The following is a 17,058-nucleotide window of genomic DNA, read 5'->3' as shown; positions in this document are numbered from 1 at the left end:
GAGTCGGTATGTTTAATTTTTTTAAGAAAAAGAAGAAAAAAACTGAAGAACTTGAAAACAAAAATTTTATAAAAGATACTGAAGAAAAAACAACTTGTGATTGTTGTTCTAAATCAAATGATGATACGACTAATGACGAATTTAATAAGTTTAATGAAGCTAATAAAAACAACAACTTAATTGAAGAAGTTGAAGAAAAAGCAAATGAAATTAAAGAAGAGATAAAATCTGAAGTTGAAAAAGTAGAAAAAAAGACCAAAGAAGTAGTCGAAGAAATCAAGGATGAAGAAAAAGAAAATAAAATCAAAGCAGGAAGATTTATAGATTTAACTAAGTCTGAAAATACGGAAAAAAAAACTCTAAAAACTGAAGATTTATCCTTAGAAAACACTAATAAAGAAAATGAAGAGGATAGATCTGAAGAAAATCCCAATGAAGCTAATGAAGAATTACATGAAGAAAATCTAGCGGAAGCTGAAGAATTTATTGAAGAAAAAGAATCTATTTTTGATAGGCTAAAAAAAGGTCTAAGTAAGACAAGGGATAGTTTCACCTCGAGTCTTTCAAATCTATTTACTAGAAATGTAAAGATTGATGATGACTTATATGATGAACTTGAGGAAATATTAATTTCTGCTGATATTGGTATGTCGTCAACTATAGAAATTGTCGATAGCTTAAGATCTGAAATTAAGAAAAGGTCTATTAAAGATTCAGATAAAATTTATCCTGTTTTAAAAGAAATAATGACACAAAAGTTAGATGAGAATAATCTTGATAATGGGATTAAGTTTGAAAAAGGGAAATTAACTGTAATTCTTGTGATAGGCGTAAATGGCGTTGGAAAAACTACAACTATCGGTAAACTTGCAAATAACTTTAAAAATGATGGTAAAAAAGTAATGTTAGCTGCAGCTGATACCTTCAGAGCTGCTGCTATTGATCAGCTTCAAGAATGGGCAGAAAGAGCAGATGTTGAGCTTATAGCACATAAGGAGGGAGCTGACCCATCCGCTGTTATTTTTGATGCAATTAAATCAGCACGCAGTAAGGATGTTGATATCCTAATTTGCGATACTGCTGGTAGGCTTCACAATAAGAAGAATCTAATGCAAGAACTTGAAAAAATAAATAGAACTATTGATACTCATGCTGTAAATGCAAATCGAGAAAATCTCTTAGTTCTTGATGCTACAACAGGTCAAAATGCAGTAAGCCAACTTAAGGAATTTAAAAATGTTACTGATATTACAGGCTTGATATTGACTAAATTAGATGGTACTGCAAAGGGTGGAGTAATCTTTCCTCTACAAGTAGAGGTAGAAGTTCCTGTTAAATATATTGGAGTCGGGGAAGGTATTAACCACCTACAAAAATTTGATTCAAATTCTTTTGTAGAAGCGATGTTTTAATGTTGAAATTTAAGTTTTAGGTGGTATATTATCTAGGTACTACAACAATCACACTCATGGATGGATATTACGTTGCCAATTGTGGTTTAATATCCAGTTGAGATGGGTGGAAGAAAAAACGGAGGTAAATATGGCAGTAGTTTCAATGAAAAAATTATTAGAAGCAGGTGTACATTTCGGACACCAAACTAGAAGATGGAACCCAAAAATGGCAAGATTCATCTTCACAGAAAGAAACGGTATCTACATAGTAGATCTACAAAAAACAGCTAACCAAATCGAAGAAGCTTACAAAGTTATGAGAGATATAGTTGCTGATGGTGGTAGAGTTTTATTTGTTGGTACAAAAAAACAAGCGCAAGACTCAATTCAATCAGAAGCTAAGAGATCTGGTCAATACTATGTATCTCACAGATGGTTGGGTGGTATGCTTACTAACTTTAAAACAATTAGAAAAAGCGTAGAGAAACTTCAAAGATATGAAAGAATGGAAGAAGATGGTACATTTGATCTTCTACCAAAGAAAGAAGTTCTACAATACCAAAAAGAAATGGACAAACTAGAAAAGAATCTTGGTGGTATAAAAGATATGGAAGAACTACCAGATGTATTATTTGTAGTTGATCCAGGCGAAGAAGCTATAGCTGTACACGAAGCTAAAATCCTAGGTATTCCAGTAATAGCAATAGTTGATACAAACTGTGACCCTGACGAAGTTGATGTTCCAATACCAGGAAATGATGATGCTATTAGAGCTGTAAAACTTATAACTTCTGTAATGGCAGATGCTGTTATTGAAGCAAATCAAGGCAACGAATTTGATCCTTCTAACGAAGAAGTTGAAGAAGATGAATTTGAAGAAGACTCTGAAGTAGAAGTTGAAGAAGAAAATCTTTCTGACGAAGATTTAGAAGAAGCAGCTGAAGAAATAAAAACACAAGAATTCGACGAAAACGAAGCAGAATAAATAGAGGAGATATAGATGGCAATTAGTGCAAAATTAGTTAAAGAATTAAGAGAAAGAACTGCCGCTGGAATGATGGACTGCAAAAAAGCCCTCGAAGAAGCAGGTGGAGATATTGACAAAGCTCAAAAAATCCTAAAAGAAAAAGGACAAGCAACTCTTGATAAGAAATCTGGTAGAATTGCTGCAGAAGGTGTTATTGGTTCTTACATTCACAACGATAAAATCGGCGTAATTGTAGAAATCAATACAGAAACTGATTTTTCTGCAAATACTGATACAGTAAAAGATTTTGCAAGAGACATTGCAATGCACATTGCTGCAAGTGCTCCTAAATACATCTCTGAAGCTGACGCTGATGAAGCTGATGTAGCAGAACAAAGAGAAATACTAATCAACCAAGCTATAAATGAATCAAGCGATAATATGCCTGAAGATAAGAAAAAAATGATTGCTGAGAAAAAGGTTGAAGGAAGACTTAAAAAATGGTTCTCTGAAGTTTGCTTATTAGATCAACCATTCATCAAGGACCCAGATTTAACAATCGAACAACTACTTAGACACACAGCTAATGAAGTTGGAGAAAACATTAAGATTAGAAGATTTGCAAGATTCCAAGTTGGTGAAGGTCTAGAGAAAAAAGAAGAGGACTTTGCTGCTGAAGTTGCAAGCCAAATGAACATGTAATAAATTATAAAGAGAGATTTATTCTCTCTTTTTTTTACTCAATTTTAAATCATTCATTTTTATAGTATAGTAAATGTGTCGGATTTAGAATAGCTAATTTCTTAATCGATGATTCAGAAATAGCTATAAATTATTTTAGTTTATAAAGGAGTTTTTAATGATAAAAAATAATTCAACAGATTTAATTGGAGGTACTCCTCTTCTAAAATTAAATTCTTTAAAAAAAGAAGGTAGAGCTGACATATATGTAAAAGTTGAGAAAAACAACTTAGCAGGCTCTATCAAAGATAGGATTGCACTTTACATGATAGAGGATGCAGAAAAATCTGGAAAACTTAAAAAAGGAGGAACAATAGTTGAGCCTACAAGTGGAAATACAGGAGTAGCCCTAGCTGCGATTGCTGCTGCAAAGGGATACAATTTAATTTTAACTATGCCAGCATCAATGAGTATTGAAAGAGCAAAACTCGCAATGGCTTATGGTGCAAAGGTAATTAGAACTACCGAAGGAGCGCTCCAAGGTGCTGTAGATAAGGCTAAAGAACTTGCTGAGGAAAATGGATATTTCTTGCCTGATCAGTTTTCAAATCCTGCCAATATTAAGGCTCACTATGAAACAACTGGACCTGAAATTCTATCAGAAATTAAGCCAGATGCTTTTATAGCAGGTGTAGGTACAGGTGGTACTGTTACAGGTACAGGAAAAAAACTTAAAGAAGAAAATCCTAATATCAAAGTTTATGCAATAGAACCAGCTGAAAGTCCGCTTTTATCAGGTGGTAAAGCTGCCAGTCATAAAATTCAAGGTATTGGTGGAAATTTTATACCAAAAAATCTTGACTTTGATATCTTAGATGGAATTGTCGATGTTAAAAGTGACGATGCAATTAATATGTCTAGAAAAATAGCAAAAGAAGAGGGTCTTGCAGTTGGTATATCATCAGGTGCTAATGTTGTAGGAGCTATTGAAATCGCTGATAAATTAGGAGAAGGGAAAGTTGTAGTTACTGTTTTACCTGACACAGGCGAAAGATATCTATCAACAGAATTATACGATAATGCTCAATTATAATGAATATAAAGAAGAATTAATAAAAAACGCTTTAGCTAATGACCCTGCACTAAAAAGTGAAGAGGAGGCAATACTCTTTTCTGCAGGGATTAAAGCGCTCTTGTCTCACTACATCGCCCATAAATTATATTTGCAAGGCAAGGTATATGAGGCACAAGAAATTGCATTTAAGTCAAGAATGGAAACAGGAATCGAAATTCATCCTGGTGCAAAAATTGGTCGTAGATGTTATATAGACCATGGAATGGGAGTTGTGATAGGGGAAACAGCTGAAGTTGGTGATGATGTATTGATGTATCACTCGGTAACTCTAGGTGCAGTCACAAATGAAAAAGTAAAAAGGCACCCAACAGTAGGAAATCATGTTATGATTGGTGCTGGTGCCGTTTTACTTGGAAATATTACTATAGGTAATAACTGCCAAATTGGGGCAAATTCAGTTGTTTTAGAAGATGTTCCAGATAATTCTACAGCCGTTGGAGCTCCAGCAAGAATAATAGCACATAAAAAGTAGTCATCGACTACTTTTTTTATTTCTTAATAATTTAATGAAAACTATTTCGTATAATTATAATTAAATGGTATAATAATAATTGGAATATAAATTTCCGTATTTTGGAGGTGATATGATGTTAAATAATATGAATCCAATTGTTGTTCTCATCATAGTTGTCGCCTTCGTATTGTTAGCTTTTTATTTTGGCTATCTTTATCGTAAGAAAATTGGAGAATCTGTAATAGGTGGTGCTGAAAACTTAAGCAGACAGATTATAGACGACGCCAATAAACAAGCAGAAGCATTAAGAAGAGAAACTCTAATTGATGCTAAAGATGAAATTTCAAAATTGAAATCTGAAAATGAAGAAATGCTAAATCAAGCCAGAAACGACCTAAATAAAAGGGAAGCTCGCTTGATTAAGAAAGAAGAAAGTTTAGACAATCGATCTTTATTGATTGACAAAAAATCTGATCAAATCTCTAGTGATCAGAAAAAGTTAAAACAAAAAGAAGAGAAAATTGACAAGTTAATAGAACAACAAGAGTTGGAATTACAAAATATCGCTGGACTAACCAACAATGAAGCTAAAGAAATAATTTTAGCTAAAGTAAAATCTGAAACTATCCATGAATCAGCAAGGATGATTAAAGAAGCTGAAGAAAAAGTTAAGGCAGAAAGCAAAAAAATGGCTACAGAAATTCTGGCAACTACTATACAACGATTTGCACCAGAGCAAGTAGCTGAGTACACTGTTTCTGTTATTTCTTTACCTAATGATGAAATGAAAGGCCGTATTATAGGTCGTGAGGGTCGTAATATTAGAGCTTTTGAACAAGCAGCAGGGGTTGATTTAATAATCGATGATACACCTGAAGCAGTCGTAATTTCTTGTTTTGAGCCAGTTAGACGTGAGATAGCTAAGGTAGCTTTAGAAAAATTGATTCAGGATGGTAGGATTAATCCTTCTAGAATTGAAGAAATGCTTCAAAAAGCTAGTGATGAAGTTGAGACTAGGATAATTGAAGATGGTGAAGCTGCCGCTGAAGCTGTCGGAATTATTAATCTTCATCCTCAATTAATTAGACTGATTGGTAAAATGAAGTTTAGAACTTCTTATGGCCAAAATATCTTAAAACATTCTGTAGAAGTTGCACTTCTAGCTGGAATGTTAGCAGATGAAATAGGTGCTGACAGTCAATTAGCCAAACGTGGTGGATTACTTCACGATGTAGGAAAAGCAATAGACCAAGAACAAGAAGGTACACATGTTGCCCTAGGTGTTGAAGCTGCTACTAAGTATGGTGAAAACAAATATGTTATAAACGCTATTCAATCTCACCATGGCGAAGTTGAACCAAATTGTGTAGAATCAATTTTAGTACAAACTGCTGATGCAATCAGCGCTGCCAGACCAGGCGCTAGACGTGAAAGTCTAGAAAGTTATATTAAGAGACTAGAAAACTTAGAAGGAATCGCAAATTCTTTTGAAGGTGTAGAAAAATCTTTTGCACTACAAGCTGGTCGAGAATTAAGAATACTAGTCAAACCAGAAAAAATTTCTGATGATGAAATGATTGTGATTGCTAGAGAGATTGCAAAGAAAATTGAAAATGAATTAGAATATCCTGGTGAAATTAAAGTGAACTTATTAAGAGAGTCCAAAGCGATAGATTATGCAAAATAATAATTAATCAAGCTGCCATTATAATGATGGCAGTTTTTAATTTAAAAAATAAAGGTATAAATACATTGGTAAAAAAATAAAATGCCTTAAAACGCAAAATGCGGCGTCAGATTTTACTTAAATATTAAAATTGATCAAGAAATTAGAGCTAAAAATCATAGGAATCTAAAAAATATCTTATAATTAAAAATACTCTATAACCATACAGGAAACTGAGAAATGATTTTTTAGATTTGTAACTTAATCGATACATTAGACATATCAATATGAATTGTTAAAATTAATTTACTTGTAAAGGCCAACTTAAAAGAGAGGATATTAATCCAGAAAAATTATTGCACAAAATAATAATTTTGTGCAATAATTTGTTTTTATTGTCGAAATAGGTATAATTTACATATGGAGTTTAGAAAACAATCGCTTGAACTAATTTCTAACACTTACGCTCGCATACGGATTTGAACGGAGAATTTTATGGAAAAATTTATCAAACCTCTTTTGCTAACAGATTATTTAAATTATTTGAAATCTATCAAAGGGCTTTCTGAATCAACAATTAAAGAATACGCATACGATCTTGAAACATTTATAGAATATCAAATCGTAAGAAAAATCTATAATAATAACAAAAAAGATTATGAAAATGATTTTGATTATAAGAAAATAAATTTCTTCGTAGACAATATCTTTTTCGAGAAAATTACTATTCAAGATTTTTATGCCTTTCTATCTTATCTTGATAATGACAAAAATGATTCGGCGACTACAAGATCAAGGAAGATTTCCGCTATAAAATCCTTCTATAAGTATATGTATAGCGAAATCGAAGTAATAAATACTAATATTGCCGACAAACTAACAAACCCCAAAATAAGCCAAAGGCAGCCTGTCTACCTCACATTGAGCGAAACTGAAAGGCTTATAGAGACAATAAGTAAAGAGAAAAATACTTTTCTAAAAGCAAGGGACTTGGCTATTGTTTTTACCTTTCTTACTACGGGTATGAGGCTTTCTGAGCTTATTTCAATCGACTTATCTGATGTAAATAAGGATAGTTTTAATATAATAGGCAAAGGCAATAAAGAAAGAACGGTTTATCTAACAAAAAATTGTCAAGACCTTATTAATAATTATATTGTAATTAGGTCTGAGTATTTAAAGGATGATACAGTTAATGCCCTATTTATATCTACAAGAAAAAATAGAATCTCTAACCGAGCAGTTCAATCTACTATAGAAAAGTACCTTGCGAAAGCTGGTTTTGATACTAGTGTTTATTCGACACACAAACTAAGACATACAGCAGCAACTCTTATGTATAAGTATGGTAATGTTGATATCAGAGCCTTAAAAGATATTTTAGGTCACGCTTCTGTTTCAACTACCCAAATATATACTCACCTTGACAACGAAGATTTAAAAAATGCTGTAAATAAAAACCCTTTGTCAGATTTAGAATTTTAATTTAAAAATCGTTCTAACTATAAAATTAGAACGATTTTATTTATAAGAAATTATTTTTAGCAAACCTATCTAAGACTATTTTTAAAGCAAGCTTACCATGATAATAATTAAGACCTCCTTGTAGATATGCCATATAAGGAGCTCTTAAAGGTCCGTCAGCTGATAATTCAGATGTCGCTCCTTCCACAAATCCTCCAGCAGCCATTATAACAGGGTCTTCATATCCTGGCATAGGATACGCTTCTGGAACAAAGGTAGAATCAACTGAGCAAGCCTCTTGTATAGCCTTACAAAATGTCTTTAACTTTTCTGGATTTTCTAATTTTATGGCAAGAATCACATCAGACCTTGGGTCATCAAGGCTTGGAGTAACGTTATATCCTAATTTATTAAACACACTTGCAAATAATAAAGCTACTCTTATAGCTTCTTTAACTATATGTGGAGCAAAATACAACCCTTCTACAACCAGTCTATTTATACCAAAGCTAAGGCCCTCATCTTTACCAATTCCAGGTGCAGTAAGAGTGTTAGCGCAATATTCGATCAAGTCTTTTCTGCCGCTGATGTAGCCACCTGTAATAGCAATTCCTCCACCAAGATTTTTTATAAGGGAGCCTGCAACAATATCAGCACCAATTTCAATAGGTTCTCTTGTTTCAGTGAATTCTCCATAGCAATTGTCAATAAAAATAACAATATCTTTAGATATTTTTCTGATTTCGATTATTGCTTTTTCGATTTCATCAATTGTAAATGCCCTTCTTTGAGTGTATCCTGTTGATCTTTGAATTAAAATTACCTTGGTTTTATCATCAATCTTGTCTTTAATTTTATCATATTGAATTTTATTATTTTCATCAAGGGTTAATTTATCATATAAGATACCTTTTTCTATTAACGTTCCCTTTTTATTGCCTGCTATACCTATAACCTGTTGCATGGTATCGTATGGATCATCAGTAATTGATAATAGCTTATCTCCATAATGTAATAATGAAAATAAAACAATAGATAAGGCATGGGTTCCCGAAACAATAGAAGGTCTTACAAGGCTGTCTTCGGATTTAAATATCGAAGAAAATATAGCTTCAACGGTGTCACGTCCAGTATCTGCATAACCATATCCAGTAGAAGAATTAAAATCAGAAGTTTGAAGAGAATTTTCATTAAAGGCCTTCAATACTTTATATTGATTATATTCAGCTATTTTTTCGTGTTTTTTGAATAATTCTTCTAACTCCCTTTCAGAATCTTCTATCAAATCGTCATATTCATTGTCTATATTATAATTTTCATAAATCTCTTTAAAATTCATACATACCCTTTATTAAATCTTCGATAATTAAAGTAGCATCTTCCTTGTTCAAATCATCCATAATAATTTCTCTGGCAAACGGATAATTTAAATATCTTTTCATCCAGGTTATCTGTCTTTTAGCATATCTTCTAGTATTTCTTTGAATTAAGCTAACCATCTCATCTAAACTTATCTCGCCTCTCACATAAGGAAAGATTTCCTTATATCCAATAGCTGCCATAGATTGACTATTTTCATCTAATTTGTACTTATCAATCAAGAAATTAAATTCATTAATGAGGCCGAGATTTATCATATCATTTACCCTATCATTAATTTTGTTATAAAGTATTTTTCTATCTCTATAATTCAAAAATATCAATATAGGATTAATGTTACTTTTCAAAACTTTTTCTCCGGTACGTTTTTCGGATGGTTTTTCTCCTGTAATTTCATATATTTCTAGGGCTCTAATAATCCTGTTTAGCTCATTAGGATGATATTTATTTGCTGTTTTAGGATCGATTTCCAAAAGCTTTTCATATAAATAATTGTTACCATGAACATCAGCTAATTTTTGTAAGGCCATTCTTGTATAAATATCTTTTTTTACCTCACCGTAATTCATGTCAAAAAGCAAGGAATCAATATAAAATCCTGTACCACCGGTGATAATCGGCATAATAAATCTTGAATTTAATGTAGAAATTATCTCCTCTGCATCTTTCTTGAAATCATCAACGGTGAACTCTTCATTTGGATTTACAATATTCAACAAATGATGGTTAACGTAACTTGGATTAGTCACTTTATTAGTACCTATATCCATATCTCTGTATACTTGCTGGCTATCAGCAGATATAATTTCACCTTCAATTTTTTTGGCAATATCTATAGCTATATCACTTTTTCCACTTGCTGTAGGCCCGGTAATAATAATAAATTTATCTTTCAAAATATTTCTCCAAATCCTTATCTTCCAATGTTATTATCGTAGGTTTACCATCATATGTTCTGTAAGGATCTTCTTCTTTCATTAGTTTCTTATAAAGTTCAATAGCTTCGTCTTTATTTATGGTATTACCTTTCCTAAACGAAATATTTTTAACTAATTTTCTTAAATTCTTAAAAAGAATATTTTCATTATCATCAAAATCTAATATCTCATAGAAAAAGTTATTGTTTTCAGGTATATCAAAAATTATTGGAATTTCCCTTATTATTACAGACTTATCAGATATCAATTCAATATCAAAACCCAACTTATTAAACAAATCTTGTTTTTGCTCGTACCTACCTATATCAATTTTATTAAGATTGATTTTAATCGGATTTAAAACTAGCTGTCTAGATATCTTATTACTATTATAATCATTGATATATTCACTCATTTTTATCTTTTCTTCAGCTTTTCTATGATCTAAAATATAGATTTTCTCTTTATCTTCAAATATTGAATACCTTCTAAAGATAGATGTTTTATAGGATGGAACTTCTATGTCACTAAAAAATGAATCTTCCCTTATTTTTTCTTCGTTTGTATATAAGTCTATTGAAATTTTATCATTAAAAAAATCCTGGTTGCTTTCAATACTATTATAAGGTTTTTCTTCTTCTCTAATAAGCATTTCTGCTGGAGAATATTTGTCTAATACCGCCTTATAATCAGTAAAATCTAAGATTTCATTTTGTTTCTTATCTTTAATATCAATTGAATTTATTGCTTGTTTTGACTTTAGTAAATTTTTAACGCTGTCATTTATTAATTCAACAAGTTCATCCTCGTAGGTATATTTGACCAATTTTTTATTAGGATGGATATTTACGTCGATATTTTTTGGGTCAGTGTAAATAAAAATAAAGAACACTGGAAATCTTCCCTGAGGAATAAGCCCTATATATTGGCGCTCTATTGTCTTAGTAATTTCTTCATCTTCAATAAGTCTATCATTTACAAAAATGTATTGCATAGACCTATTTCCCCTATAATATGTAGGTAAACCAATCTCACCGTCAATCCTATAAGATGTATTTGTAGCTTTAAGTTCAAGAAGGTTTTCTTCTAGCAAGTTATCAAGTAAATCTGATATTTTAAACTTTAGGTCCAAACTTGTATTTGATTGAAATTGTATCCTATCGTCTTTAATATACTTAAAAGAAACATCTTTATAGCCAATTGCAAAAGCATACATAAGCTTTGTAATCTTATTTGACTCAGCTATATCAGATTTTAAAAACTTTCTCCTAGCTGGCATATTATAAAATAAGTCTTCAACAATAATGCTAGTTCCCTTATTTGTGGCTATAGATTTTTTAACTTTTACTCTTCCACTTAGATCTAGTTTTGTGCCAACATCAGCATCTTGAGTTTTTGAAATAGCAACAACTTTACTAACAGATGCAATACTCGGAAGAGCTTCGCCCCTAAAACCAAGGGAAGATATTTTAAATAAGTCATCAAATTTTGTTATCTTGCTTGTTGCGTGCTTCTCAAAGGCTAGTTCAATATCATCTTTAGCAATGCCTGAACCATCGTCTGTGACTCTTATATAAGTTTTACCACCATTTTTTATTTCTACGGTTATATTTTTACTTCCAGCATCTACAGAATTTTCAACTAACTCTTTAATTATGGATAAAGGGGATTCTATAACCTCACCAGCTGCAATTTTTTCAACTGTTTCCTTATCTAATTTTTTAATAGCCATTAAATCTCCCCTATCTTTTCCATAAGAATATTAAGCTGGTTCATCGCTTCAAGTGGTGTAAGTTCGTTGATATTTATCTTATCTGTATAACTCTTTAACTCGTTGATTTTTTTGTTTTTAATATCCTCTAATGAATTTTTTATCTCCTTGCCTTTATTGACTTCAAAGAAATCTTCATTCGCAAGTTTTTCCATAATGTTTTTTGCATTTTCAAGGATTTCATCAGGAAGGCCACTTAGTTTTGCTACCTCAATCCCATAAGACCTATCAGACTTGCCTCTTGATATTTTTCTTAAGAAAATTAAATTATTATTTTCTTCTAAGATTTCAATTTTGAGATTACGAACATTTTTTAGCTCGCTCTCAAGAACTGTGAGCTCATGAAAGTGAGTAGCAAAAACAGTCTTAACTTTTTTATGTTTAGACAAGTATTCTACAAGAGCCATTGCGATACTTAGACCATCATCAGAGCTAGTTCCCCTACCAACCTCATCAAGAATGACAAATGATTTTTCAGTGGAATTTTTGATGATGTTAGATACTTCATTCATCTCAAGCATGAATGTCGATTCGCCCTTGGAAATATTATCACTAGCGCCAATTCTTGTAAAAATTTTATCACATATTCCTATTTCGGCACTTTTAGCTGGTACGAAGGATCCAATTTGTGCCATAATTATAATGAGAGCCATCTGCCTCATATAGGTTGATTTACCAGCCATGTTTGGTCCAGTTATGATTTGAATAAGGTTATCATCCTGACCTATATTTGTATCATTTGCAATAAACTCATTTTCATCAAGATTTATTTCAATTACTGGATGTCTGCCTTCTATAATTGATATTTCATTTGATTCAGTTATATTTGGCTTGCAATATGAATATTTGTGAGCAATTTTTGCAAATGAATTTAAACTATCAATATTAGCAATCATTTTAGATAGACTCTGAAGTCTTAAAGTGCTGTTAAGTATATTTTCAACAATTTTGTTAAATAGTTCATACTCTAATAAGTTTATTTTTTCTTTGCCATTTAAAATCAAAGATGAAATATTTTCAAGCTCTTCAGTGGTGTATCTTTCTTGATTTTTTAATGTTTGCTTTCTAATATAAGATTGGTCAATCTTATCAATATTAGATTTAGTAACTTCTATAGAATAACCATTATTTTTATTAAAAATAACCTTTAAATTTTTGATTCCTGTTAATTCTCTTTGTTTACTTTCATATTCAATAAGTTTATCCTCAGCTGTATCAGCCATCTCTTTGAGATTATCTAAATCTTTATCGTATTGACTTTTTATGATCCCTCCCTCAGTAATGTTTATTGGTGGTTCATCAACAATAGATTTATTTATTAATTCATAGATATCTTCTACATCTGGTAGATTCAAACCAAGATTTTTAATTAGATTATTAGTCGAATCTGCTAATACATGCTTTAGTTTTGGCATTTCTTTTATAGAATTTTTGAGAGATATCAAATCTCTTGCATTAGCTCTTTTATATGATATTTTCGCAAGTAATCTCTCAAGATCATATACACTATCTAATAAATTCGAAACATTTCTTGATAGGATGCTATCCTCATAAAAACCATCAACTAAATCTAGTCTTCTATTAATTTTATCCCTATCAATCAAGGGTCTTTCTAACCAGTCATGGATCATCCTAGAACCCATAACTGTATCTGCCTGATCTAATATACTTATTAATGTATTTTCCTTATTATTGGTAGACAAATTCCTTGTTAACTCTAGATTTTTTCGTGTATTTGACTCAATCTCCATAAATTCATTAATTTTTAATATTTCGATATTATTTATATGGTCGAGTTTTTCTTCGTAATATTTATAGATATAATCCAAGAGATTGGCAAGAGCTACTATTATTAGTCTCTTATCTTTTATCTTATTTAAATTATCCTTACCTAAATAATTATTTACAGTCTTCACCCTATTTTCATAATCAGTTGTAAAGTTTATATAATTGATAAATATTTGATTATTGAGATTAAGATACTTTTTAATGTCTTCATTATCAAAATTGCTTGTTAATACCATTTCTGAAGGGTTGATCTTTTCTATTTGGTCTATAGCTTTTTTTCCTAAATTTTGACTTAGGGTCTTTATTTCAAGACCAACAAGTTTTCCTGTAGAAATATCACAATATGCCATAGCAAGACCATATTCATTTTCAAATATGGAAAGTAAATAGTTATTCTCTTTGTTTTCTAAAGATTCCATGTCAGTCAGAGTACCAGGTGTTATAACTCTTGTAATAGCTCTTTTTACTAGCCCTTTTGCATCCTTAGGATCTTCAATTTGATCACATAAGGCAACTTTGTAACCTTTTTTTACAAGTCTATTTACATAAGTATCTATTACATGGTGAGGAACTCCACACATAGGGGCTCTATCGACATGACCACACTCTTTGCCAGTAAGAGTTAATGACAAAACTTTAGCTGTTATAATTGCATCATCAAAAAAAGTCTCGTAAAAATCTCCAACCCTATAAAGGAGGAGTGCATCTTTAAAATCATTTTTGACATCAACATAATGTCTTAGCATTGGTGTTAAATTTTCGTATTTAAATTTGCTAGTCATCTTTCACTCATTTCTTCTTATCTTAATAAAATAAACTGTCACAGTTTAGTAACAGCCTATTTATTGAATATTAAGAGTTTTTACATTTGTTATCCAGCTATTAGCACTTTTGGTAGTAGTATCTATTACAACTAAAGAACCGTAAGAAGGGTTATATTCTATAACCGGCTCGCCATCAATTCTATAAACTAAATAAACCCTATCAACCTCAAGAGCTACAGACATTGGAAATCTATTTGAATTTCCATCTGTATCTTCTATTGAAATAACAGGTCTTTCTCTTAAATTATAGTCAAGATTTCCTACAAGTTTCTCTAGTGAAACACCCTCAACTTTTACTTTTTCCAAGCCATTGTTTATATAAACTTCTTTACTGCTTCCAGCTCTTTTTTTAAGCTCTCTAATAGAAAATGATTTTATCTCATCACCATTTCCTTTAATTATAATTATATTGTTATCATATTTAGCCATATTAATGTCATCTATTTTAGCTTTAATAAAAAAACCAATAATTATTAATACAACTATGAATGCGACCAACAAAAATAAGTTGTATTTATTTTTTCTTAAAAATCTATTCATAGTTATTACTTACCAGTTGACCCAAAACCGCCATCGCCTCTTTCGCTATCAGAAAGTTCATCTACTTTTTCTATGTCACAACTTAAATAAGGCTGGATAACTAATTGAGCAAGTCTATCGCCATTTTCTATAACTTGTTCTTCTTCTCCATAATTGTAGAAAAATATCATTAATTCTCCCCTATAGTCAGAATCAATTACGCCAACAGTATTTGCAAGCATTAAATGTTTTTTAACACCTGTTGATGACCTAGGGTAAACAGCTCCGAAGTATCCTTCAGGAATTTCTACGAAAATTCCTGTATGAATCTTAACAGTTTCTTTTGCTTTTATAATAATATCCTTGTCGCTATTACAGTATAAATCTATACCTGCAGAGTGCTCTGTAGCATAAGCTGGGATTTGGCCATCAGTTTTAATCTTCAAAATATTTTTTTTCATTACAATCACCTTCTAATTTAATATACCAATTTTAGCTACACTTTACAATTACAAGTATAATATAGAAAAGGAGTGAATATGGAAAATATAACAAAACGTTTTTTAAAGTATATATCATTTGATACAAAAAGTGATCCTGAAAAAGGTGAAAGTCAAAAACCATCATCTGATGGCCAATTATTACTTGCTAATGAATTGAAAAAAGAATTAGAAGATTTAGGACTAAATCCAACTATTAATGAAGAGGGGTTTCTATTCTGCAAAATACCAGCAAATTCAGATAAGGATCTACCTAAAATTGGTTTTATTTCACACATGGATACTTCTCCAGAGATGTACGGAAAAATAGAAGACCCACAAATAATCAATTATGAAGGTGGAGATATAAAACTTAATGATGAAAAATATATTAAAGTCGAAGACTTCCCTTATCTTGAAAAATTAAAGGGAACAACAATCATTACTACAAGAGGAAAATCTCTACTTGGTGCAGATGATAAAGCAGGTATAGCTGCTATTATGACAGCTATAGAACATATTGTAAACAATCCTGATTTTAAACATGGAGAAATAAGGATTGCCTTTACTCCAGATGAAGAAATCGGAACTGGATGCGATACTTTTGATGTTAAGAACTTCGACGCTGACTTCGCCTATACAATAGATGGAGGCATCCTTGGTGAGCTTGAATATGAATCATTCAATGCGGCTGATGCGAAGATAACTATACATGGCAAATCCATCCACCCTGGTAGCGCCAAAAACACAATGATTAACTCTATAACTATCGCAAATGAATTTGACAGGTTATTAGGCTATGTGAGACGCCCAGAGCATACTGAAGGCTATGAGGGCTTTTTTCACCTACTTAAGATTAACGGAGATATAGAAACAACTAAACTAGAATATATAATTCGTGATCATGACAGGAATACTTTCGAAAAAATGAAAAAAGAGATTATATCTAATGCAGATTTCCTAAATGAAAAATACGGAAATATTATAGATGTAAAATTAACAGATAGTTATTATAATATGGGTGATATTATAAAAGACAACTTAGATATTGTCGAATATGCTAAAAAAGCAATGGAAGATCTTGGTATAAAACCACTCATCAGCCCTATTAGAGGAGGTACAGACGGATCTAAATTGTCATTTATGGGTCTTCCTTGTCCAAACATTTTCACTGGCGGTATGAATTTCCATGGGATTTATGAGCTTATTCCAATAGAACATATGGTAAAATCTAGCCAAGTTGTTCTCGAAATTATTAAACTTATAGAGATGTCTAAATAAGAAAAGGTTTGTAAAATTTCCTGATTTATAGTATTATAAATATATGAGTAATGCATAGTTGAATTATAAAGGAGATATTATGACAAATCAAAAAATTTCAAATGCAAATCAATACAGAGGTAATGATGAACTCGACAAAAAAATGAGGGAATCAGATAAGAACAGTGGTGGCGAATCACTAGATAAAAAACTTGGTCCAGACCAAGAAAATCTTAGATCAATTAATGATGAAGCAGATGAAAACTCTAATGTAGGAGCAGAAGCCAGAAGAACTAGAGCAGATTTCTCAGAAAATCCATCAGAAGACTAAGTAAATTAAAAGCTAGCCATTTGGCTAG

The 17,058-nt window shown here is 31.3% G+C and carries 15 protein-coding genes; 9 read left to right on the top strand and 6 right to left on the bottom strand.

Annotated features, from left to right (window positions below; genetic code table 11):
- Nucleotides 1-8: 8 nt before the first annotated feature.
- From ftsY to HMPREF0072_RS03835, 7 genes are all read left to right on the top strand, one after another.
- Nucleotides 9-1,412, top strand: coding sequence for a signal recognition particle-docking protein FtsY (gene ftsY / locus HMPREF0072_RS03865; RefSeq protein WP_004827506.1), 1,404 nt, complete (start codon nucleotides 9-11; stop codon nucleotides 1,410-1,412).
- A gap of 130 nt (nucleotides 1,413-1,542) precedes the next feature.
- A complete protein-coding gene (rpsB, locus tag HMPREF0072_RS03860; protein WP_039931087.1) occupies nucleotides 1,543-2,379 on the top strand; it encodes a 30S ribosomal protein S2 in 837 nt (278 codons plus the stop codon).
- A 15-nt stretch (nucleotides 2,380-2,394) separates the two neighbouring features.
- Nucleotides 2,395-3,063, top strand: a complete 669-nt coding sequence (tsf, locus tag HMPREF0072_RS03855) for a translation elongation factor Ts (RefSeq protein WP_004827504.1) — start codon at nucleotides 2,395-2,397, stop codon at nucleotides 3,061-3,063.
- Nucleotides 3,064-3,220: 157 nt separating this feature from the next.
- Nucleotides 3,221-4,135, top strand: a complete 915-nt coding sequence (gene cysK / locus HMPREF0072_RS03850; RefSeq protein WP_004827503.1) for a cysteine synthase A — start codon at nucleotides 3,221-3,223, stop codon at nucleotides 4,133-4,135.
- Nucleotides 4,122-4,649, top strand: coding sequence for a serine O-acetyltransferase EpsC (gene epsC, locus HMPREF0072_RS03845; protein WP_004827502.1), 528 nt, complete (start codon nucleotides 4,122-4,124; stop codon nucleotides 4,647-4,649). The genes cysK and epsC overlap by 14 nt, the downstream gene beginning before the upstream one ends.
- A gap of 127 nt (nucleotides 4,650-4,776) precedes the next feature.
- Nucleotides 4,777-6,318: a ribonuclease Y gene (gene rny / locus HMPREF0072_RS03840; RefSeq protein ID WP_248601164.1), complete on the top strand. Its 1,542-nt coding sequence runs from the start codon at nucleotides 4,777-4,779 to the stop codon at nucleotides 6,316-6,318.
- 474 nt (nucleotides 6,319-6,792) lie between these two features.
- The gene (locus HMPREF0072_RS03835; protein ID WP_004827500.1) at nucleotides 6,793-7,782 is read left to right on the top strand and encodes a tyrosine recombinase XerC; all 990 of its coding nucleotides are present in this window, start codon (nucleotides 6,793-6,795) and stop codon (nucleotides 7,780-7,782) included.
- A gap of 40 nt (nucleotides 7,783-7,822) precedes the next feature.
- Here HMPREF0072_RS03835 and HMPREF0072_RS03830 read toward each other — a convergent pair whose 3' ends face one another.
- The 6 genes from HMPREF0072_RS03830 to dut are packed head-to-tail and all read right to left on the bottom strand — an operon-like array spanning nucleotide 7,823 to nucleotide 15,421.
- A complete protein-coding gene (locus HMPREF0072_RS03830; RefSeq protein WP_004827499.1) occupies nucleotides 7,823-9,100 on the bottom strand; it encodes a methionine gamma-lyase family protein in 1,278 nt (425 codons plus the stop codon).
- Complete coding sequence (gene miaA / locus HMPREF0072_RS03825; protein ID WP_004827498.1) at nucleotides 9,090-10,037, bottom strand: tRNA (adenosine(37)-N6)-dimethylallyltransferase MiaA; 948 nt, start codon at nucleotides 10,035-10,037, stop codon at nucleotides 9,090-9,092. Before miaA ends, HMPREF0072_RS03830 begins: the two co-directional genes overlap by 11 nt.
- Nucleotides 10,027-11,790 carry a DNA mismatch repair endonuclease MutL gene (gene mutL / locus HMPREF0072_RS03820; protein WP_004827497.1) on the bottom strand — a complete coding sequence of 588 codons (1,764 nt, stop codon included), beginning with the start codon at nucleotides 11,788-11,790 and terminating at the stop codon, nucleotides 10,027-10,029. Before mutL ends, miaA begins: the two co-directional genes overlap by 11 nt.
- Nucleotides 11,790-14,399: a DNA mismatch repair protein MutS gene (mutS, locus tag HMPREF0072_RS03815; protein ID WP_004827496.1), complete on the bottom strand. Its 2,610-nt coding sequence runs from the start codon at nucleotides 14,397-14,399 to the stop codon at nucleotides 11,790-11,792. Before mutS ends, mutL begins: the two co-directional genes overlap by 1 nt.
- A gap of 60 nt (nucleotides 14,400-14,459) precedes the next feature.
- A complete protein-coding gene (locus HMPREF0072_RS03810) occupies nucleotides 14,460-14,981 on the bottom strand; it encodes a hypothetical protein (RefSeq protein WP_004827495.1) in 522 nt (173 codons plus the stop codon).
- Between the two features lie 5 nt (nucleotides 14,982-14,986).
- Nucleotides 14,987-15,421 carry a dUTP diphosphatase gene (gene dut / locus HMPREF0072_RS03805; protein WP_004827494.1) on the bottom strand — a complete coding sequence of 145 codons (435 nt, stop codon included), beginning with the start codon at nucleotides 15,419-15,421 and terminating at the stop codon, nucleotides 14,987-14,989.
- Nucleotides 15,422-15,499: 78 nt separating this feature from the next.
- Between dut and pepT the strand changes: the two genes are divergently transcribed.
- Together pepT and HMPREF0072_RS03795 are read left to right on the top strand one after the other, a co-directional pair.
- Nucleotides 15,500-16,720 (top strand): peptidase T, encoded by a 1,221-nt coding sequence (gene pepT, locus HMPREF0072_RS03800; RefSeq protein WP_004827493.1) that lies wholly within the window; start codon nucleotides 15,500-15,502, stop codon nucleotides 16,718-16,720.
- Nucleotides 16,721-16,799: 79 nt separating this feature from the next.
- Nucleotides 16,800-17,030 carry a hypothetical protein gene (locus HMPREF0072_RS03795; protein ID WP_004827492.1) on the top strand — a complete coding sequence of 77 codons (231 nt, stop codon included), beginning with the start codon at nucleotides 16,800-16,802 and terminating at the stop codon, nucleotides 17,028-17,030.
- Nucleotides 17,031-17,058: the final 28 nt, after the last annotated feature.

It is taken from the genome of Anaerococcus lactolyticus ATCC 51172 (assembly GCF_000156575.1).
GTDB lineage: Bacteria > Bacillota > Clostridia > Tissierellales > Peptoniphilaceae > Anaerococcus > Anaerococcus lactolyticus.
The sequence above is the reverse complement of the archived record's forward strand: the minus strand, read 5'-3'. Positions and strand labels throughout refer to the sequence as shown.